The sequence below is a fragment of the Micromonospora sp. CPCC 206060 genome, assembly GCF_036906895.1.
Taxonomy (GTDB): Bacteria; Actinomycetota; Actinomycetes; order Mycobacteriales; family Micromonosporaceae; genus Micromonospora.
The window spans coordinates 289,981-309,317 of the sequence record NZ_JBAKHU010000001.1 but is presented as its reverse complement, the minus strand read 5'-3'; the positions used below and the strand labels follow the sequence as shown (position 1 = coordinate 309,317).

The following is a 19,337-nucleotide window of genomic DNA, read 5'->3' as shown; positions in this document are numbered from 1 at the left end:
GGCGAGTCCACCCGGTCCGATCAGGTGGCCGGACCGCCGGGGTGCCCTCCACCACACGGCTGACCGGTGCCCGGCGGGCGGGGGCGTCCGGACATCGCCGGCCCGGCCTGCGGGTGCGGCTGGGGTTCGGCGGCTACTCTGGTGCGGCCGGACGAGTGCTGTCCGGAATGGTCTCAGAACCCCCGGCTGGCCGAAATTTTTGGGGCTTATCATGCTTAATGTCCGTCTTGTGGCACTTCGTGAGGCCCGATTCGGCGAATTGCTCATCCCGGGGGGTGGCGACCGAGGGCGGGGGAGGAATACTCTCGGTCGCGGCCCGCGTACTGATGAGGCGCCCGGTTGCGGGCGAGTGGAGGTGCTCGCGTGAGCCTGTCGATCGTGAAGACTGTCCTGCCCGGTGGGGTCGTTCAGATCTCGCCGCGTGGCGAAATCGATGTCGACACCGCGTACGAGGTCAAGGAAGCTGTCGCCGAGGTGCTGGCGAAGGGCCGACCGGCGCGGATCGAGTTGAACATGCGCCTCGTCACCTTCATCGACTCGGTCGGTATCAGCGCCATGGTCGCCGGTTTCCAGACCGCCGGGGTCAGTGGCGTCAAGCTCGTGGTGACCGAGCCCAGCCGGTTCGTGCACCGGCAACTCTGGGTCACCGGGCTGCTCGGTCTCTTCGGCGCCCCGGAGCCCTACTTCGCTGGCGCCAACGCCGCCGAGGCGAAGACCACCGGAGTCTGAGCCCCCGGGTCCTACCGGCCCCCTGGCGCCACCCCCGGCTGCCTGTCATGCTCATCCTGCCCGGCTGCCGTCGCGGCCGGCACCGGAGCGCGTCGCTGTCCGCCGCCGTCCCGGCACCAGCCGTCGTCCCGGCACCCTGCGGCGGTCGCCCGTACCGGTGCGCGGCCCGGCGGCCCGGCAGTCAGGAGGCACGGTGCGCGGACAGGACACCTTCACCTACACGGTCCAGGCGCGCTGCACCCCGGCGACCGCCTCGGCACTGCTGGCCGACCTGACCCGTCAGGTCGAGCTGCACCCGCTGATCGTCCGGGTCACCCCCCGACCGACCCGCCCGGGGGCCCGGGCGAGCTACATGATCACGGACCGGGTGGCCCTCGGCCCGCTCCGGCTGCCCATCTCGTACCAGGCCGACGTGCTGACCGCGAGCACCGAGGAGGTCGTGGTGGTGGCCCGGCAGTGGAGCGGCACCCGGGTCCGGAACCACGCCCGGATCCGGACCGAGGCGCCGGACCAGGTGCGCATCGACGTGGAGATCAGCATTGCCGCGCCCGCCCCGCTCCTCGGGTACGCGCTGCGCCAGGCCCGGGCGGCGCACCTGTGCCTCGCCGCCCGCCTTGGCGCGGCACTCGACGGCGCCTGAGGCCGCCACCGGCTCACTGCCGGGTGGGGCCCTACCCCCGGGTACGCCGGTGGCCGGCTGGAGTAGCTCCGACCGGCCACCGGGCGCGTCGTCAGTAGACGGAGAGGTGCACGTGGTTGGTGTGGTCGCTGGACGGATCGCCACCCGCCCCGCTGTACGACTTCCAACCGCTGCTGGGCAGCCAGATCTGCTTGTACCAGATCACGTAGAGCACGCCGAGCCGGCTGGCGTTCTTCACGAAGTACGCGGCGAGGTTGTTCCCGTACGTCCGGTCGCCACCGGTGGCCGCCCCGCCGAAGCCGCTCTTCTGCGCGGCGAAGTCGCAGGCCCGCCCCTTCGGGTGTTCCCCCGAACTGCCGTTGCGGAAGCAGGACACGTACCGGGTGAACCCGGCCGCCTTGGCCTGGTTGAGGGCGTGCAGGGTGCGTGGGGTGATGCACCCCGACGTGGTCGGGTCGTTGACGCTGCACGACTCGCTCGGCCAGGAGCCGTCCGGATTGCGCGGTGCCGGCTTGGCCGAGGCCGAGGTGGTGGAGGCGGGACCACTGGATCCGCTGCTGCTGGAGCGGCCGGCCACCAGCAGTGCCCGCTCGGCCTGCTGCTTGCGCTTGGCCATGATCGCGACCTGCTTGCGCTGCTCGGTGACCTCCCTGTCCAGGGCGGTCTTGGCCCGGGTCTGCAGGTCACGGGTCTCCATCAGGTCGCGCAGTTGCCGGTCCTCGTGCGCGGCGACCGCGTCGAGGGCGGCGGCCCGGTCCAGGAAACTGTCCGGTGACCCGCTGCCGAGCAGCGCAGAGATGGTGCCGAGCCGGCCGGTCCGGTACGCCACGCCGGCCATCTCGCCGACCTTGGCGTTGCGGACGGTCAAGTCCGCCTCGATGACCTTGAGCTGGCCGGTCAGTTCCTGCTGGCGTTTGCTCGACTTGTCGAGGGCGGCCTTGGCGTCGAGGAAGCCCTTGCTGGCTGCTTCGAGCTGGGCCCGGAGGGCCGGCGTGCCCCCTTCGTCGTCGGTGCCCGGGGCCGGTGCCGCGAGGGCGGTACCGACCGGAACGGCGGCCTGTGCGCCGGGGACCGGCGCCGTCACGACCCCGAGGGCGAGGGTCGCGGCGAGCAGGGCTGCCATCCGGGCGGTGGTACGTCGTGCGGATATCGGCATACAGATGTCCTTCCGTCAGCCGCCGACCGGGTTAGCTGACGGGTTCGGGACGGAAGATCCCTACCGCTGACGCGGATACACCCCAGGTACGTGGTTCCCCGGCTCGCACGAGGCGATTAGGCGGCGGCCACCGCAGGCGCCGGAGGGCGCCGCCCGGCGGGGGCCGGTGGTGAGCCTACCGGGGTCGGTGGGTACGCCGCAGCGCCTGAATGGGCGCTACGGGCTCTTCCTACCCACTTGTCCGGCATGTTCCGGACAATACCCCTGAAAGATTTAAGGTGCCGCTAAACCCGGGAGATTGACCCCGGTGCGCCTCCGGTGCCGGGTGTCCGATCGACGCCCGATTCATCCCGGCTGTCGACCGTCGGTCCGTCGGTCCCCACGCTGCGGATCGCGGCCTCACCACTCCATCCGACCGCAGGCCCCGGTGGCGGCGCCGGGCTCGATCTGGAGGGTGGCGTGCTCGATGTGGAACTCGTCGTGCAGGGCGGTCCGGGCCGCGGTGAGTACCGTGCCCACCTCGGCGCCCGGGTCGATGGTCAGGTGCGCCGAGGCTACCTCCATGCCCGAGGTCAGCGTCCAGACGTGCAGGTCGTGCACGTCGGACACCCCGGGTACCGCGCAGAGCCGGTCCCGGACCGCCGGGACCTGGAGGTGCTCCGGTGCCGCCTGCACCAGGATCCGGACGGCGGCCCGGCCGAGCCGCCAGGTGCGGGGCAGGATGAAGACCGCGATGGCCACCGCGACCAGCGGGTCGGCCCACCACCAGTCGGCGACCGCGATCAGCACGGCGGCGACGATGACGCCGACCGAGCCGAGCAGGTCGCCGACCACCTCCAGGTACGCGCCGCGCAGGTTGATGTTCTCCTCGGCGCCCGGCCGGAGCAGCGCGAACGCGCCGATGTTGGCGAGCAGGCCGAGCAGCGCGACGAACAGCACCGGGCCGGCGGGCACCTCCGACGGCGTGCCGAAGCGCTGCACCGCCTCGATCAGCACGTAGACCGCCACGCCGGAGAGGAGCACCGCGTTGGCCAGCGCGGCCAGTACCTCCAGCCGGTAGAGGCCGAAGGTCCGCTGCGGGTCGTCGGCGGCGCGCCGGGCGGCGGTGATCGCGGCGAGCGCCATCCCGATGCCGAGCACGTCGGTGAACATGTGCCCCGCGTCGGAGAGCAGCGCCAGCGAGCCGGTGGCCAGAGCGGTCACCGCCTCCACCAGCATCAGGCCGCTGAGCAGGGCGAACGCCGCCCACAGCCGACCCCGGTGCTGGTGGGGGGCGTTACGCGCCTGCCCGTGGTGATGATGACCGCCGCCCACGTACCCACCCTCCCGCCGATGCCCTGCCGCCGCTCCAACCTATGCTCATATTGCTATGTGTTCAACCAACTGACGGTGAATACTTTGTCACTCACTTCGGGTCGAGGGCATGGCAGCCTCCGGGTCGAGGGTGGTGAGCCGCTGGGTGGCCCGGGACAGCGCCACATAGAGGGTGCGTACCCCCGACTCCGAATCCGCCCGGATCTCACCCGGCGCCACCAGCACCACGCCGTCGTACTCCATGCCCTTGGCCTGGAGGCTGGTCACCACCTGCAACCGGGGGTCGGCCAGCCCGGTCAGCCAGGAGGCCACCTCGTCCCGGCGGGGCACCGGCGTGATCACCCCGACCGTCCCCTCCACCTCGGCGAGCAGCACGGCCGTCGCCTCGACGGTCGCGGCGGCCAACTCGGCGGCCGGCACGGTACGTCGCACCGGGGCGACCCCGGTGGCCCGGACCGCCCGGGGCAGCACCAGCTCCGGGTGCACCTCGCGGATCGTCTCGGCGGCCACCGCGAAGATCTCCGCCGGGTTGCGGTAGTTGGTGGAGAGGGTGAACTCGTGCCGCTTGCGCCGGCCCAGCGCCTTGTCCCGGGCCCGGATCAACTCGGCCGGGTCACCGGTCCACGCGGTCTGCGCCGGATCACCCACCACCGTCCAGGACGCCAGCCGGCCCCGACGGCCCAACATCCGCCACTGCATCGGCGAGACGTCCTGGGCCTCGTCGACCACCACGTGGGCGTACTCCCGGTAGTCCTCCGGCCGCTCCCGCGCGGCCTCCCGGGCGGCCCGCTGCCGCTCGGCATGCGTGCTCAACTCCCGGACCCCGCCGGCCAGCTGGAACGGGTCCCGCCGCCGCCGGGCCGGCCGCACGGGCTTGCCCAGCAGCGCGTCCAACTCGTCCAGCAGCGCGACGTCGGCGATCGTCGGCCCCCCGGCGTCCAGCGTCCGGTACGCCTCGCCCAGCGCCCGGATCTCAACGGTGGAGAGGATGCCGCCCGCGTACGACCGCAGCCGCCGCGGGTCGGCCAACCAGCGCAGCACGTGCCACGGGTGCAGTCGGGGCCACCACGCCTTGAGGAACTCCCGGAAGTCCGTCCGGTCGGCCAACTCGTCCTCGAAGCTGCGCTGGTCCGGCAGGCCGCCGATGCGCAGCCGCCGGGCCTGCGTGTAGAGCGCGGCGAAGATCCCGTCGAACCCGGCCCGGCGGACCTCGTTTCGCCGGGCACCCGGTGGCAGTGCCCGGGTCCGGATGGTGTCCAGCTCGGCCCGGGACAACCGGAGCAGCTCACCCCGGTAGAGCAGTCGCAGCTCGGCGGGGGAGTCCGGCACGGCGTCCCGGGCCGCCCGTTCCAGCACCCGGCGCATCCGCAGCGAGCCCTTGACCGCCGCGACCGCCGTCGGGTCGGTCCGGGTCGCGGGGAACCCGGGGAAGAGCGAGCCGAGTGAGTGCAGGGTGGCCGCGTTCTCGCCGAGCGACGGCAGCACCGAAGCGATGTACTCGACGAAGACCGCCGACGGGCCCACCACCAGCACGCCACCCCCGGCGAACCGGCTGCGGTCGGAATAGAGCAGGTACGCCGCCCGGTGCAGGGCGACCGCGGTCTTGCCGGTCCCCGGGCCGCCGGAAACGATGGTCACCCCCGACCCGGAGGAGCGGATCGCCTCGTCCTGTTCCCGCTGGATGGTGGCCACGATGTCCCGCATGCCGCGTCCGGTCGCTCGGGCCAGGGTGGCCAGCAGTGCGCCGTCACCGACCACCCGCATGCCCGGCGGGGCCGCTGCCGGGTCGAGCAGGTCGTCCTCGATTCGGGTCACCCGCTCACCGGCGGACTGGATCATCCGGCGGCGGACCACCCCGAGGGGCTGCTGCGCGGTCGCCCGGTAGAACGCCGCAGCGGCCGGGGCCCGCCAGTCCACCACCAGCGTCTCCGAGTCGGCCCCGCGTACCCCCAGCCGGCCGACGTGCAGCACCGAGGAGTCCCGCAGGTCCAGCCGCCCGAAGACCAGCCCCTCGTGCTCGGCGTCCAGCGCCTGCCGGCGCCGGGCGGCATGGAAGACCATCGCGTCCCGCTCGACCAGCGCCCCGAAGTTGCCCACCCGGGCCAGCCGGTAACCGTCACGCTCGGCGCGCGCGGCCGACTGGCGCAACTCCGCCAGCCGGGCGTACACCCGGTCCAGGTGACGCTGCTCAGCGGCGATCTCCTGTTGCAGCGTGGTCTGATCGGTCAACGCGCAAGCTCCTACCGGATGTCGGCGGCGGGGCGGGGCCGCCGGGCGGCGCCGGGCCGCAGGTCAGGGTGACCTGAAGAGGGTACGGGGCACCGCCCCGACCGCTGTCGGGGTCTTCGCCGATCATGGAGTTATGGTGCCCGACTGGCTACCCTTCGTGGCTTCTGTCACCCACCACAAGTCCATGATCGGCGGGCATGTTGGCGGCCAGCGCCCGGCGTACCACGCCGAGCAGCGCGGCGTTGACCTCGTCGGGGCGTTCCATCATCAGCATGTGCCCGGCACCCGGGCAGACGGTGAGTTCGGTGGTCGGCAGCGCATCCGCGATCGACTCGGCGCAGCGGGGCGGGGTGAGCCGGTCCCGGTCGCCGACCAGCGCGGCAGCCGGGACGTCACCGAGGCGGGCCAGGGTCTCCAACCGGTGCTGGACCCCGATCGACGCCCGGAACCCGCCGATCGAGCGGAGCGAGGCGCGGGCCACCGCCGAGGTGGCCAACCGGATGTCCACCGGATCACACCGGTCACCGAAGAGCAACCAGCGCAGACTCGGCCGCAGCGCCCGCAGCAGGGCACGGGGCGGGCGCCAGGAGCCGCAGCGGGCCAGTACCCCCGCGCCAGCCGTCTCGGCCAGCCGGATCAGCCGGGTGATCCGGGGCGACAGGCCGTACGCGGTGTGGGTGTGCCCCTCGGCAGTGGTGGCCACGAAGACCAGGCCGGCGACCCGGGCGGCGAAGTCCGCCGGATGCCGGTGCGCGTACTCCATGATCGTCATGCCGCCCAGCGAGTGCCCGACCAGCACCACCGGACCGGTCGGGGCGACCTCGGCCAGCACGGCCGCCAGATCGTCGCCGAGCTGTTCCAGGGTGGCCGTGCGCAGGGACATGCAACTGGACCGACCGTGCCCCCGGGCGTCGTAGGTGACGACCCGGGCCGCCTCGCCCAGCGCGGCCCGGACCGGTTCGACCTGCCGGTGCCAGGCCCGCCCGTCCAGGGTCCAGCCGTGCAGCAGCACGACGGTGACCTCGGCGTCGTCCGGACCGGTCACCTCGACGTGCAGCCGTACGCCGTCGGGAAGCCGCACCTCACACTGTTCCGGCATCGCCACCTCCCGTGCGGGCCGGACTTCATCACATCTCAGAAACCCGGCGGTAACCATCGACTACCCGACATCTCATCAGGTGAACCGGGGCGGTGAGAAGATTCGCAGGCGACTTCCCGACCGGCGGGTAGGTCTCCATGCTTATGGGATGTCTTCCCTGTCGCCGACCGGGGCCGTCGTGCCCCCGGGTGGAACCGTCCACCGGCCGGCCGCCGCGCTGGCCGAGTTGCTCGCCGGAAACCGGCGTTTCGTCAGCCGTCAGCCCATCCACGGCCATGATGTGACCGCCGCCGCGGCCACCGCGTCCGGGGATCAACGGCCGCACGCGGTGGTGATCGGCTGCATCGACTCCCGGGTACCGCTGGAGGCGATCTTCGATCAGACCTTCGGCTCGATCTGCGTGGTGCGGTCCGGCGCGCACGTGCTGGACCGGGCCGTGATCGGGTCGGTGGAGTTCGCGGTGGGCCCACTGCACGTACCGCTCGTCGTGGTGCTCGGGCACGAGCGCTGCGGCGCGGTGACATCGACGGTCGAGGCCCTGCGCAACGGCCAGCGGCCCGGCGGCTCGCTCGCCTACCTGGTCAACCAGATCGCTCCGGCGGTGGCCGAGGTCGGGGTGCACGACCCGCAGGTGGTGCCGCTGGCCACCCGGCGGCACACCGCACGGTCGGTGGCCGCGCTGCGCGCCGAGGAGAAGCTCGCCGGGCCGGTGGCCTCCGGCGAGGTGGACGTGGTCGGCGCGATCTACGACCTGGGCAGCGGCGAGGTCACCCTGCTGTGAGGAAGGGCCCCCGGTTAACGCTTTCGGTATAGGAAGGGCCCCCGCTTAACACCACCGGAGGGAACGCGAGGACGCCGCCCCCCGGAGGGAACGCGAGGACGCCGCCCACTGGAGGCAACAACAACCACGCCCCACTGGAGGCACCGACAACGAAGCCGCCCACCGGGTGAACCGGTGGGCGGCTTCGTTGTCGTGCTGTTGCGGCCCCTCAGCGGGACCGCTCGCGTCAGGTGCTCAGCCCTCGAAGACGCCGGCCTCGACCAGCCGCTTCTCGGTGGCGTCCCAGCCCTGGCCCGGGAACGAGGCGGCAAGGCCGTTGATCTCGGCCCGGATCTTGGCGGCGTGGCCGGCGGCGGCCAGGACCCGGATCTCCTCGACGAAGGCGTCCGAGTCGGTGCGCAGGTGCGCGGTCTTGCCGTTGGTCAGGTTCCGCACGTAGGCGTGCTTGCCGTTGTTGAGCGGGATCAGGTACTTGAACTCGCCGAGCACGCTCAGGGCGCCACCCTGGCCGGCCTGGCCGGCCCGAACGGACGCGCGCGCGGTCTTAGAGGTGTTGCTCGCCACGGAGGTACTCCTTGCAAGACGTACGGGAGGACGGAAGGTGTCCGGGGGCTCTGCGGACCGTCCCCACGGTGCTGATCGGGTCTGGTCCAACTTCGGGTCTGGTCCAAGTTCGGATCTGATCCAACTCGGGGGTGAGCCCGAAGATGTCGGCGACAGAAGTCGCCAACTGAACTTTACACGACCGGGTGCCCCCGGGCGCCCACGGCCGACGTGTGGTGGAACGGCGATGGCGGTACGGCTATTCCAGGCGGTCCTGTCCACCGAATTTTCCGGTTTGCTGGCGCACCATCCGTCACACCAGTCATCATGTGTTTCACGCACCACTCGGCTGGCGCGAGGTCGTAGGGGAAGACGCACCTCGCTCTCCGGGAGGTCACCGTGCCAACGCGTGGCGTCGTATACGTCCACTCGACCCCACTCGCCGTGTGCCCACACGTCGAGTGGGCGATCGCGCGCGTCCTTGTCGCGCCGGTCAACCTGAAGTGGACGGCCCAGCCCGTCGATCCCGGCGCCCGCCGGGCCGAGTGCGGGTGGACCGGCCGTCCGGGGACGGGGGCCGAGCTGGCTGCTGCCCTCCGGCAGTGGCCTATGATCCGTTTCGAGGTCACCGAGGAGCCGAGTCCCGGCGTGGACGGGGAGCGGTTCATGCACGTACCGGGTCGCGGCCTGTTCCGGGCCTCGGTCGGTGCGGCCGGTGACATCCAGCTCGGCGAGGATCGGCTCCGGGCCATCATGGCCGCCGCGCGGGCCCCGGAGGCGCTGGCGCACGCCCTGGACAAGGCACTCGGCACGGCCTGGGACGCGGAACTGGAGCCGTACCGGCACGCCGGGGACGGCGCACCGGTGACCCTGCTGACCCGGGTGGGTTGACAGGTACCCCGGACGGTCGACCCGGGCCCGGTCGAGTTGCCCCGGTAAGGACGGGGCTGATGGGATGGGCCCGTGTCGACCTTCCCACGGCGTACCCTCTCCGCGCTCGCCGTACTGACCGCCCTGGCCGTCGCCGGCTGCTCCGAGCCGCCCCGGCCGGCCGCCGCGCCCCCCTCGACCGGCCCGTCCGCGTCCGCACCGGTGGTCGCCCCGACCCCGGACCCCGGCGCCGATCCGGCCGCCCGGGCCGCCGCCCTGGTCGGCACGCTCGCCGACGAGGACCTGGTCGGCCAGGTGCTGATGCCGTACGCCTATGGCAGCTCGGCCACGACGGTGTCGGCGGGCTCCGCCGCCGGCAACCGGAAGCTCGCCGGAGTGGACACGCCCGCCGAGATGGTGACGAAGTACCGGCTCGGCGGGGTGATCCTGGTCGGCTTCTCCGCCGACGACCCGACCAACAAGAACCAGGCCACCACCAACGTGGACAGCCCGGAACAGGTCCGGGACCTGACCGGTGGACTGCGGGTCGCCGCCGGGAAGCTGCCGGCCGGTACCGCACCGTTCCTGGTGGGGATCGACCAGGAGTACGGGGTGGTCACCCGGATCACCAAGGGGGTGACCCTGCTGCCGAACGCGCTCGCCGCCGGGGCGGCCGGTGATCCGGCGCTCACCGAGGCGGCCTGGCGGGCGGCCGGCGAGGAACTCGCCGCCCTCGGGGTGAACCTCGACTTCGCCCCGGTCGCCGACGTCCTCGTCGCCCGGAGCACGGTGATCGGCTCCCGGTCCTTCGGCAGCGACCCGAAGGCGGTCGGCAGGCAGGTCGCCGGTGCGGTCCGCGGCCTCCAGTCCGTCGGGGTGGCCGCCACCCTCAAGCACTTCCCCGGCCACGGGCACACCGCCTCGGACTCGCACGCCGAGCTGCCGACCCTCACCCAGGACCAGAAGACCCTCGCGGCCAGCGCCTGGCCGCCGTTCCGGGACGGCATCGCCGCCGGTGCCGGCCTGGTGATGTCTGCCCATCTCGACGCCCGGGCCATCGACCCCGGGGTCCCGGCCACCTTCTCCCGGAAGCTGCTCACCGACGTCCTCCGGGGCCAACTCGGCTTCACCGGCGTGGTGGTCACCGACGGGATGAACATGGCCCCCGCCCAGCGCTACTCGCCCGGGGAAGCGGCGGTACGGGCACTCAACGCCGGCAACGACCTGATCCTCATGCCGCCGAACGTCACCCAGGCGTACGACGGTCTGCTCGCCGCGCTGCGGGACGGCACGGTGCCGCGTACCCGGATGGTGGAGGCGGTGACCCGCGTGCTGACCCTGAAGTTCCGGCTCGCCGGCGGCCCCGCGTCGGACGGCGCCGGCCTGAACAGCGCCGCCCACCGGGACGCCGCCAACCGGCTGGCCACCGCAGCGGTGACCGTCCTGCGCGGCTCCTGCGCGGCGGCGGCGGTACGCGGACCGGTCACGGTCACCTCCTCCGGGGGGCGCGACCGGACCCGGGCCCTGCTCACCGACGCACTGACGGCGGCCGGGGTGAAGGTGGTGGCCAACGGTGGCACGGTGGTGCACCTGGTCGGCTACGGGGACGGTACGGGCGACCTGCGCGCCGACGCCGTGGTCACCGTCGCCATGGACACCCCCTACCTGCTCGCCCAGGCGAAGTCGAAGGTGCTGCTGGCCACCTACTCGTCCAGCCCCGCGTCGATGACCGGGCTGGCCGCGGTACTCGCCGGCAAGGCCCGGCCGACGGGCCGGTCCCCGGTTCCGGTCGCGGGGCTGCCGGCCAGTTCGTGCGCCCGTTGACGGTGGTGGCCGCCGTGCGCCCGTTGACGGTGGTGGCCGCACCGCACCGGACCGGCCAGCGGTCACCGGCCGGGGCCGGGTGGCCCCGTGCTGGCGTGACGCCGCTCACCAACGGCCCTGGTAGCGTTCGGCTGTCCGACGCAAGCTGACCAAACGGGGGTCCAGCCGTGACGCCGCCGGAGCCGACACTCTCGGTCGTGGTGCCGATGTTCAACGAGGAGAGTGTGCTGCCGCTGCTCGTCCGGCGACTGCGCGGCGTGCTCGACGGCCTCGACGAGGCGTACGAGGTGGTGGCCGTCGACGACGGCAGCACCGACGGTACCGCCGCCGGCCTGTCCCGGCTCCGCGCGCAGTGGCCGCAGTTGCGGGTGCTCCGGCTGCGCCGCAACAGCGGTCACCAGGCCGCCCTGCTCGCCGGCCTGCTCCGGGCCCGGGGCCGGTACGTGGTCAGCATCGACGCCGACCTTCAGGACCCGCCCGAGGTGATCGGCGAGATGCTGGACCGGGCCCGCACCGACGGGCTGGACATCGTCTACGGGGTACGTGCCGACCGCAGCTCCGACACCGGCTTCAAGCGCTGGACGGCCGGGCTCTACTACCGGCTGATGCGCCGCCTGGTGGGTAAGCAGGTGCCGGCCCAGGCCGGTGACTTCCGACTGCTCAGCCGGGTCGCCGTCGAGGCGCTGCGGGGCCTGCCCGAGCGGAACCCGGTACTGCGACTGGTGGTGCCCTGGCTCGGTTTCCCCAGCGGCGAGGTCAGCTACCTGCGTGAGGAGCGGGCCGCCGGCCGGACCAAGTACCCGTTCTCCCGGATGGTCGGGCTCGCCGCCGACAGCGTCACCAGCTTCTCCGCCGCCCCGCTGCGGATCGCCACCTGGCTCGGGCTGGCCGGGGTGGTCATCTGCGGCCTGCTGGTGGTGGTGGCGGTCATCGCCTGGTTCGCCGGGGCCACCGTTACCGGCTGGCCGTCGCTCTACGTCGCGGTCCTCTTCCTCGGCGCGGTGCAACTGCTCTGCCTCGGGCTGGTCGGCGAGTACGTGGGCCGGATCTACACGGCCGTGCAGGGCCGCCCCGCCTACTTCGTCGCCACCGACACCGCCGAGGAGCCCTCGGCCACCGACACCGCCGAGGAGCCCTCGGCCAGCGACACCGCCGACAGGCGGCCCGACCGGGACAGCGGCGTCGACGGCCCGGCCCTGCTGGCCGACACGCTCCGGTGACCGCCCTGCACGACCGGGCCGGAGCGGCCCGCCCCGCGGTACGCCCCGCCCCGGCCGCCCGCCGGTTCGCGCCGGCTCTGGCGGCCTACCTCTTCGTCGCCGGGACCCTGCTCGCCACCGGCACCCCGCTGGCCGACCTGCTCCGCTACACCGGGTACGTGGTGGTTGGCGTGCTGCTCCCCGGCACGCTGGTCTACCGGGCGTTGCGCCGCCGACCACACACCCTGGTCGAGGACCTGGCCATGGGCGCCGCCGTCGGGCTGGTACTGGAACTGGTCGCCTGGGCCGGGTTCACCGCACTCGGGGTACCGCGCTGGCTCTGGCTCTGGCCGCTCGCCGTGGCGGTACCGTTCGCTGCCGTGCCGGCCCTGCGCCGGCACTGGTGGGTACGCGGGCACACCCCGGTACCGACCGGCTGGGCGTGGACGGTCGCGATGGTCGTCGCCGGCTTCACCCTCTACCTCGCCGAGTCGTTCTTCCGACCCAACCCGGTGCTTCCCGCCGGCGAGGGTCAGGCGCAGTACATCGACCTGGCCTTCCAGCTCTCCATCGCCGGGGCGGCCACCCACCAGGTCCCGCTGGATGTGCCCCAGGTGGCCGGGGAGCCCCTGCACTACCACTGGTTCGGCTTCGCGCACATGGCGGCGGCGAGTCTGTTCAGTGGTGCCGACCTGCCGGTGGTCTTCTTCCGGTTGGCGGTACCGGCACTCTGCGCGCTGGCCGCCGTGCTGATCGCGGTGGCCGGTTGGCGGGTCACCGGCCGGCCGTACGCCGGGGCGGTCGCCGCCGTGCTGATGTTCACGATCGGTGAGTTCGGCTACGAGAACGGGGTACGCCAGCTCTTCGGCACCCAGGCCACCTTCATCGTCTGGGGCAGCCCGTCGATGACGTACAGCTGGGTGCTGCTGATCGCGCTGATCGTGGTGCTCGCCGACCGGCTGGCCGCCGGTACCGCACCGCCCGACGTGAGCGTGGTGTCCACCGCACCGCCGGGCCGGCGCGTGACGTCGACGGTGCCCCGGATCGGGCCGGGCGCCTGGGTGCTGGCCGTGCTCCTGCTGGCCGCCTCGACGGGGGCGAAGGCCAGCTCCGTGCCGGTGACCCTGGCCGCCCTGGCGTTCACCGCCGCCGTGCTGCTGGTGGTACGTCGCCGGTTGGTCCGGCCGGTGCTGGTGGCCGTCGGGCTGACTCTCGCCGCCCAGGTCTTCGCCACGGCGGTGCTGTTCGCCTTCGAGAGCCACGGGGTGACCGTCGCCCCGTTCTCCGGGCTGCGCACCTACGTCGGTACCGCCGGCCCGACCGGGCTGCTCTGGGTCGCGGTCTTCGGTGCGTTCCTGCTCAACATGCAGCTACGGCTGGCCGGGATCCCGGTACTGCTGTGGCTGCGCCGGGGCCGGCTGGAGCCGGTACAGCTCTTCCTGCTCGGTGGCACCCTGGCCGGCCCGGCGATCTACCTCCTGGTCGGGCATCCGGGCAGCAGTAACCAGTACTTCGTCCGGGCCGGGTTCGCCTTCGGGGTGCTGCTGTCCGCCTGGGGTTACCTGGAACTGGTCGAGCGGGCCCGGCTGAGCCGCCGGGCGGTGACCGTGCTCGCCGTCGCGGCGGTCGGGTTCGCCGGGCTGCTCACCGGCATCCAGCTTGCCAATCCGGCGACGGTGCAGCCCGGTCCGTCGTACGCCCCGCTGCTGCCGCTGCTGCGCTGGACCGGAGCGTTGTGCGCGGTGGCCGGCGTCGGGGCGCTGCTCTGGGTGGCGGTCACCGGCCACCGGCCCCGGCTGGTCGGCGCCGGTGGCGTCGTGCTGCTCACCGGCATCCTGGTCGCCGGTGCGCCGGGACTGGTGGTGGACGCCGCCGCCGCCCGGAAGTACCCCAACGGCGGGGCGTACGCGGTGGTGCCGATGCCGGCCAGCCGGGTCGGGGCGGCCCGCTGGGTCCGCGACCACAGCGCGCCCGACGACGTGATCGCCACCAACGCGCACTGCCGGGCGGTGGTCAACGGGTGGTGCGACGCCCGCTCGTTCTGGCTCAGCGCCTACGCCGAGCGGGCGGTCCTGCTGGAGGGCTGGTCCTTCGCGCCCCGGATGGTGAGCCGCCCCGGCGGGGCGTACGCGCCGTTCTGGGACCAGGAGCTGCTGCGGGCCAACGACGCGGCGTTCACCGCGCCGACCGCGGCCGGGCTCGCGGACCTGCGGGACCGGCACGGGGTGCGCTGGTTGGTCGCGGACCACGAGGTCGGCCCGGTGGCCACGGAGCTGGGCCAGTTGGCCGAGCCGGTCTTCGCCAACGGCCGGATTTCGGTCTACCGGCTGCGCTGAGGGCCGACCGGTGCGACAGGGGCGGGGCCGGTAAGCCGACCGACGCCGAAGGGCGGGGCCGGGAAGCCGACCGACGCCGAAGGGCGGGGCCCGGAGACCGGACCCCGCCCTGTTGCCGTTACCGGGTCAGTTCACCGACGCCTGCCGGGCCAGCGCCCGACCGTCGGATTCGAACGCGGCGAGTACCGAGGCGACATCGGTGCCGTCGGTCGGTACCAGCACGGTCTGCGGCTTGCCGGCCCGCAGGTCGACGGTCAGCGAACCGTGGTCGGTGTCGCCGTCCCAGGCGTACAGGTAGGCGGTGCCGGCGCGGTCGGCGCTTACCGTCACCTGGACGCCGCCGGGCACGGCCCGGACCTTGCTCAGGGTCAGTGCCCGGTCCGGCAGCCGGGGTACGGCGGCCGGTGCGACCCCGTCGACCACCGACTGGGCGATGGTCTGCGGGCTGTGCACGCTGCGGGCGGCGGTGTCCGGGAAGACCGGAGTACTCGGCTGGCGGGCCGCCGGGGTGTAGCCGGGCAGGGTGGCCAGGCCGTACCGGTACGGGTCGGCGCGGACGCCGGTGAAGGTCGACCAGCCGAGCCGGGACTGCGAGCTGAGATCCTGGGTGTCCGAGTCGTAGATCAGGATGTTCAGCCCCATCCGGGCCGGGTCCACCGCGTCCGGCAGCACCGCGAACGGGATGCTGGTCTCGATGGTGTAGCCGGTGTACGGCGAGCTGACCTTGCTCACCACGGTCATCCCCGGCGCGGTCTGCGCCCCCGGGCCCTGCCGGTTGTCGGCGTCCCGCTGCCAGCACGGCGGGTCACCGTTGGCCGGGTCGTCGGTGACCGGGAAGATGCCGGCCTTGAAGGCGGTCGAGGTGTCGTTCGAGTTCCCCTTCGGGTCGACGATGATCTCGACGCTGTCGGTACGCCGTTGGCGCTTGCAGTCCTGCGGCACAACCTTCCGGCCGAGGGTGTCGTCGGTGACGTGCACGATCACCTTCAGCGCGTCCTCGGTCCAGGCGATCTTGCCGGTGGCCGAGGCGTCCTGCGGGGTGGTCGCCTCGCCCTCCCAGATCCGAGAGAGGTTCAGCGCCGGGCCCGGGTACTCGCCGGAGTGCTCGGCGCCGTCCACTGCGTGGTCGTGCCCGGCGTGCGGGACAACGGTGGTCGGCACGATCTCCAGCGCGCCGGTCTCCACCGTGCTGTCCAGCGTGCTGGTGGTGGTGATGGTGACCGGGTAGTCGCCGTTGACCCCGCCGGCGTTGGCGGTGGGCAGACTGGCGTCGGTGTTGGTGACGGTGAAGGTCACCGATCCGTTCGCCCCGGCCGCCAGTTCGGTGTAGCGGGCGGTGGCCGGCTCGGCGGTGAACCCGGCCGGCAGGCCGAGGGTGACCTCACCCTGCTGGGTGGTGCCGGAGAAGTTTCGCAGGTCGACCCGGACCTGCCGGCTCTGCCCGGAGCCGAGGGTGAGTACCGGCTTGATCAGCGTGTCGAGCGCGGAGTTGCCGGATCCGGCCGCCCACTCGCGGAACATGCCCACCTCGGGCAGCGGTTCCAGGGTGCCGCGTACCCCGGCGACGACCCGGACCGCCTCGTCGGTGCGACCCTGGCCCTGACCGGCGGTGGTCAGCGTGGCGGAGAGCAGCCGCTGCTGGTTGGCCGTGGCGTCGGCGGGCACGGTGACGGTGAAGGTGGCGGTCCGTTCCCGGCCGCCGACCGTGGCGCCGAGCGAACCGTCCCCGCTGACCTGCCAGCCCTCCGGGGCCCGCAGTTCCACCCGGGGCTGGCTGAGCTGCGTGCCGGTGGTCCGGACGTGCGCCGTGACGGTGAGGGTGTCACCGGGGGCGGCGTCGAACCGGTCGGTGGTCAGGTGGAACTCGGTGCCCTGCGGCAGGCCGCCCGTGACGGCGGGGAGCACCGAGCCGCGCAGGATCGCCTCCGGCGAGGCGTCCGTGGCGTCGTACGGCACCCGGCTGTCGATCAGGGTGTAGAAGTCGCACCGGATCCGGGTCGGGTCGGTGGGCGCGTCGGCCCGGGTGCCCCAGCCCTGCGACTTGTACTCGCGGGCGGCGACCGTCTCGATCTGGCCCCAGGTCTGCCCCGAGGCGCTCGGGGTGCCCTCCCAGATGCCGAAGACCTGGTCGGTTCCGACGGTGGGGGTGAAGCTGGTGGCGCAGGCCGGGCCGGCCGACGAGGTGCCGGTACCGCCGGTCTTCAGCAGCTTCGCCGGCCGGAACGGGCTCAGCCCTTCGGACGTCAACTGCTCGGGGAAGGCGGTCGGGTCACCGGCGGCGGCGTACGCCTCGGCGGCGAACCGGGCGGCCTGCTGGTGGTTGCCGTGGTTGCCCGGGGTCGGTGACGGGTTCATCGTCATGATGATCTCGGGCCGGGTCTGCCGGATCACCCGGACGATCTGGGCCAGGGTCTCGTCGTGTCCCCAGATCTGCTCGCTCAGCGGCGCGGACGCGGTGTACCAGAAGTCCACCCGGTCCAGGTTGTACAGGTTCTCCACGCCGGCCATGCCGATCGCGGTGCGTTCCTCGCGTTCCCGGATGATGCCCAGCGGCGGCCCCTCCTCCAGGCCGATGGCGTTACCGCCGCCCTCGCCCCGGGTGATCGTGATGACCCCGGATCGGGTGCCGTGCTTCTCCTTCCACTGTCCGAGGGTGGCGAGGCTGCCCGCCTCGTCGTCCGGGTGGGCGCTGACGAAGAGCACGTCCAGGTCGACCGCGCCGGATTTCTCCGGGGCGGCCACGGCGGGGGAGGTCGGTGTGGCGATCAGGCTCAGGCCGAGCGCGGTGGGTAACAGGAATCTTCTCAGGCGCATGCGGATCCTCCTGGCGGCGGACGTGCCGGGGCGCGGTGGCAGGGAGCACTGCCACCGGGTCGTGGGCACGCCGGTGGTGAGGGTTGGCGGCGGCGTCGCGGACCGGTGCCGTCGCGGGATGGGGGTCGGCACCGGCGTGCGGCACCGGATGGTGGCGCACGCCGGACTCGACGCCGGGTCGGGTTGGTGCAGCGTCGGGTCCCGACGCCTGCCGGGTTGGTTCAGCGTCGATTCCCGACGCCGGAGGTGGTGGTCGGCGACGGGTATCCGTGCCGACGTGCGGTGGGCGTCGCGGATCGACGCCGGGCACGGGGGGTGCGCAGTGGTACGGGGGGCCCGTACACACTGGAAGGCCTTCGCCGGCTGACGCTAAAGATCACCGGCTAGGTCGTCAAGAGTTCCCGCCTAAGTTTCTTCTTTTGCGGAAGGAATGAAGTCGCCGCATTTCCCCGGGCCGGTTGTGCCATGCCCATCCGGTCGACCATTGCCCGTTCCGTCCCCCGGAGCTTGATTTGGGCTGTTCAGGGCCATGATCCGAGACGGTCGTGGCCGATCTGTGACTTGCGCCTTTAGTTTCTTCGCCGTAGGAAGGAAGAGTGAGTGATGTGGTGACGCCACCAACGAGCCCGGTGAGCCGGGAGCGGGCCAAGGAGATCAAGCGGCAGTCCGTGATCTCGACCGCCCGCCAGGTCCGGGTGCTCTCCCGTGCCGAGCTGACCGAGCTCACCGGGCTCAGCCCGGCCACGCTCACCCCGCTGGTACGCGACCTGATCGCCGAGGGCTACCTCATCGAGCGGGGGCCAGGTGCCTCCCGGGCCGGCCGGCCACGGGCCATGCTGGAGTTCAACCCCCGCGCCGAACTGGTCGCGGCGGTCGCCCTGGAACCGTCCCGGATCAGCTGCGAGATCGCCGACAGTGACGGGGAGGTGATCGCGCACCGTACCGCCCGGCTCGCCGGGGACATCGTGGAGACGGTCTGCCGGTTCATCCCCGAACTGGTCGGCGACGGGCTCTCCGCGCTACGCGGCGTGGCGATCGCCGCGCCCGGGGTCTCCTCCGGCGGCGCGGTCCGGCTCGCCCCCTCGGTCGGCCTGGTCGAGGGGCGGCCGATAGGGGAGACCGTCCAACGTCGACTGGGTGTCCCGGTCGTGGTGGACAACGACGTCAACCTGATGGCGGCCGGCGAGCACGCCGCCGGAGCCGGCAGCGACGTGGCCGACCTGCTGCTGCTGCACGTCGCCGACGGCATCGGCGCCGGACTGGTCCTGGACGGGCAGGTCCGGCGGGGTGCCGGCGGGGCGGCCGGGGAGGTCGGCTTCCTGCCTCTGGACCCGGCCGGTCACGGCCACGACGGGGTGGGGCCGTTCGAGGACCGCTGGTCGGAGAACGCCATCGCCGAGCGGCTCGTCGCGCTGCGCCCCGGCCGGCGGCCGGACAACCCGGTCGGCGCGCTGGTCGAGCTGGCCCGCACCGACGACGCCGTCGCCGCGTACACCGACGAGGTGCTGCGGGCCTGGGCCCGGCTCATCGTCTCCTGCGTCTGCGTGGTCGACCCGGGACGGGTACTGCTCAGCGGGGCCGCCGCCCAGCTCGACGACCCGGCCATCGCCCGCCTCCAGGCCCTGGTGGCCGAGGCGGCGCCGGCCAGCACCGACGTACGCCGGGCGGTGCTCGGCGACCGCGCCGTACTGCACGGCGCCATCAGCTACGCACTCTCCGCCGCCGTTAGCGGACTGCCCGCCCTCCTACCCACCCCGTAACACCCGACCCACCACAGGTTCCCTTTCCCCCCCCCGGAGGTTT

14 protein-coding genes and 1 riboswitch are annotated in these 19,337 nt (G+C 73.0%); of the genes, 8 read left to right on the top strand and 6 right to left on the bottom strand.

Annotated elements, in window-relative coordinates:
* Positions 1 to 363 precede the first annotated feature (363 nt).
* Together V6U90_RS01410 and V6U90_RS01405 are read left to right on the top strand one after the other, a co-directional pair.
* Entirely contained in the window at positions 364 to 729 is a 366-nt protein-coding gene (locus tag V6U90_RS01410) for an STAS domain-containing protein (protein WP_334430681.1), read from the top strand.
* A gap of 193 nt (positions 730 to 922) precedes the next feature.
* Complete coding sequence (locus V6U90_RS01405; RefSeq protein WP_334430680.1) at positions 923 to 1,369, top strand: SRPBCC family protein; 447 nt, start codon at positions 923 to 925, stop codon at positions 1,367 to 1,369.
* A 91-nt stretch (positions 1,370 to 1,460) separates the two neighbouring features.
* Here V6U90_RS01405 and V6U90_RS01400 read toward each other — a convergent pair whose 3' ends face one another.
* From V6U90_RS01400 to V6U90_RS01385, 4 genes are all read right to left on the bottom strand, one after another.
* Positions 1,461 to 2,525: a coiled-coil domain-containing protein gene (locus tag V6U90_RS01400; protein ID WP_334430679.1), complete on the bottom strand. Its 1,065-nt coding sequence runs from the start codon at positions 2,523 to 2,525 to the stop codon at positions 1,461 to 1,463.
* A 4-nt stretch (positions 2,526 to 2,529) separates the two neighbouring features.
* Positions 2,530 to 2,658: riboswitch (cyclic di-AMP (ydaO/yuaA leader) on the bottom strand.
* A gap of 266 nt (positions 2,659 to 2,924) precedes the next feature.
* Positions 2,925 to 3,839 (bottom strand): cation diffusion facilitator family transporter, encoded by a 915-nt coding sequence (locus V6U90_RS01395; protein ID WP_334430678.1) that lies wholly within the window; start codon positions 3,837 to 3,839, stop codon positions 2,925 to 2,927.
* Between the two features lie 87 nt (positions 3,840 to 3,926).
* Positions 3,927 to 6,068, bottom strand: coding sequence for a HelD family protein (locus V6U90_RS01390; protein WP_334430677.1), 2,142 nt, complete (start codon positions 6,066 to 6,068; stop codon positions 3,927 to 3,929).
* Positions 6,069 to 6,216: 148 nt separating this feature from the next.
* Positions 6,217 to 7,167: an alpha/beta fold hydrolase gene (locus V6U90_RS01385; protein WP_334430676.1), complete on the bottom strand. Its 951-nt coding sequence runs from the start codon at positions 7,165 to 7,167 to the stop codon at positions 6,217 to 6,219.
* A 148-nt stretch (positions 7,168 to 7,315) separates the two neighbouring features.
* Here V6U90_RS01385 and V6U90_RS01380 point away from each other — a divergent pair, with 148 nt between their 5' ends.
* Positions 7,316 to 7,948, top strand: a complete 633-nt coding sequence (locus V6U90_RS01380) for a carbonic anhydrase (protein WP_334430675.1) — start codon at positions 7,316 to 7,318, stop codon at positions 7,946 to 7,948.
* A 234-nt stretch (positions 7,949 to 8,182) separates the two neighbouring features.
* On the opposite strand, the gene V6U90_RS01375 is transcribed toward V6U90_RS01380, so the two are convergent.
* A complete protein-coding gene (locus tag V6U90_RS01375; protein WP_334430674.1) occupies positions 8,183 to 8,512 on the bottom strand; it encodes a hypothetical protein in 330 nt (109 codons plus the stop codon).
* Between the two features lie 378 nt (positions 8,513 to 8,890).
* Here V6U90_RS01375 and V6U90_RS01370 point away from each other — a divergent pair, with 378 nt between their 5' ends.
* From V6U90_RS01370 to V6U90_RS01355, 4 genes are all read left to right on the top strand, one after another.
* Entirely contained in the window at positions 8,891 to 9,382 is a 492-nt protein-coding gene (locus tag V6U90_RS01370; RefSeq protein ID WP_208816491.1) for a DUF3145 domain-containing protein, read from the top strand.
* A 72-nt stretch (positions 9,383 to 9,454) separates the two neighbouring features.
* On the top strand, positions 9,455 to 11,185 hold the full coding sequence (locus tag V6U90_RS01365) for a glycoside hydrolase family 3 protein (protein WP_334430673.1): 1,731 nt from the start codon (positions 9,455 to 9,457) through the stop codon (positions 11,183 to 11,185).
* Between the two features lie 167 nt (positions 11,186 to 11,352).
* Entirely contained in the window at positions 11,353 to 12,405 is a 1,053-nt protein-coding gene (locus V6U90_RS01360; protein ID WP_334430672.1) for a glycosyltransferase family 2 protein, read from the top strand.
* Positions 12,402 to 14,720, top strand: coding sequence for a hypothetical protein (locus V6U90_RS01355; protein WP_334430671.1), 2,319 nt, complete (start codon positions 12,402 to 12,404; stop codon positions 14,718 to 14,720). Before V6U90_RS01360 ends, V6U90_RS01355 begins: the two co-directional genes overlap by 4 nt.
* 126 nt (positions 14,721 to 14,846) lie before the next feature.
* On the opposite strand, the gene V6U90_RS01350 is transcribed toward V6U90_RS01355, so the two are convergent.
* Positions 14,847 to 17,534 (bottom strand): sugar-binding protein, encoded by a 2,688-nt coding sequence (locus V6U90_RS01350; RefSeq protein ID WP_334430670.1) that lies wholly within the window; start codon positions 17,532 to 17,534, stop codon positions 14,847 to 14,849.
* 596 nt (positions 17,535 to 18,130) lie between these two features.
* On the opposite strand from V6U90_RS01350, the gene V6U90_RS01345 reads away from it, so the two are divergent.
* Positions 18,131 to 19,294 (top strand): ROK family protein, encoded by a 1,164-nt coding sequence (locus V6U90_RS01345; RefSeq protein ID WP_334430669.1) that lies wholly within the window; start codon positions 18,131 to 18,133, stop codon positions 19,292 to 19,294.
* Positions 19,295 to 19,337: the final 43 nt, after the last annotated feature.

What these genes read in the sequence shown, in the direction of transcription:
- V6U90_RS01400 (WP_334430679.1), bottom strand. Translation starts at nt 2,525, where the DNA reads ATGCCGATATCCGCACGACGTACCACCGCCCGGATGGCAGCCCTGCTC.
- V6U90_RS01385 (WP_334430676.1), bottom strand. Translation starts at nt 7,167, where the DNA reads ATGCCGGAACAGTGTGAGGTGCGGCTTCCCGACGGCGTACGGCTGCAC.
- V6U90_RS01380 (WP_334430675.1), top strand. Translation starts at nt 7,316, where the DNA reads ATGTCTTCCCTGTCGCCGACCGGGGCCGTCGTGCCCCCGGGTGGAACC.
- V6U90_RS01350 (WP_334430670.1), bottom strand. Translation starts at nt 17,534, where the DNA reads ATGCGCCTGAGAAGATTCCTGTTACCCACCGCGCTCGGCCTGAGCCTG.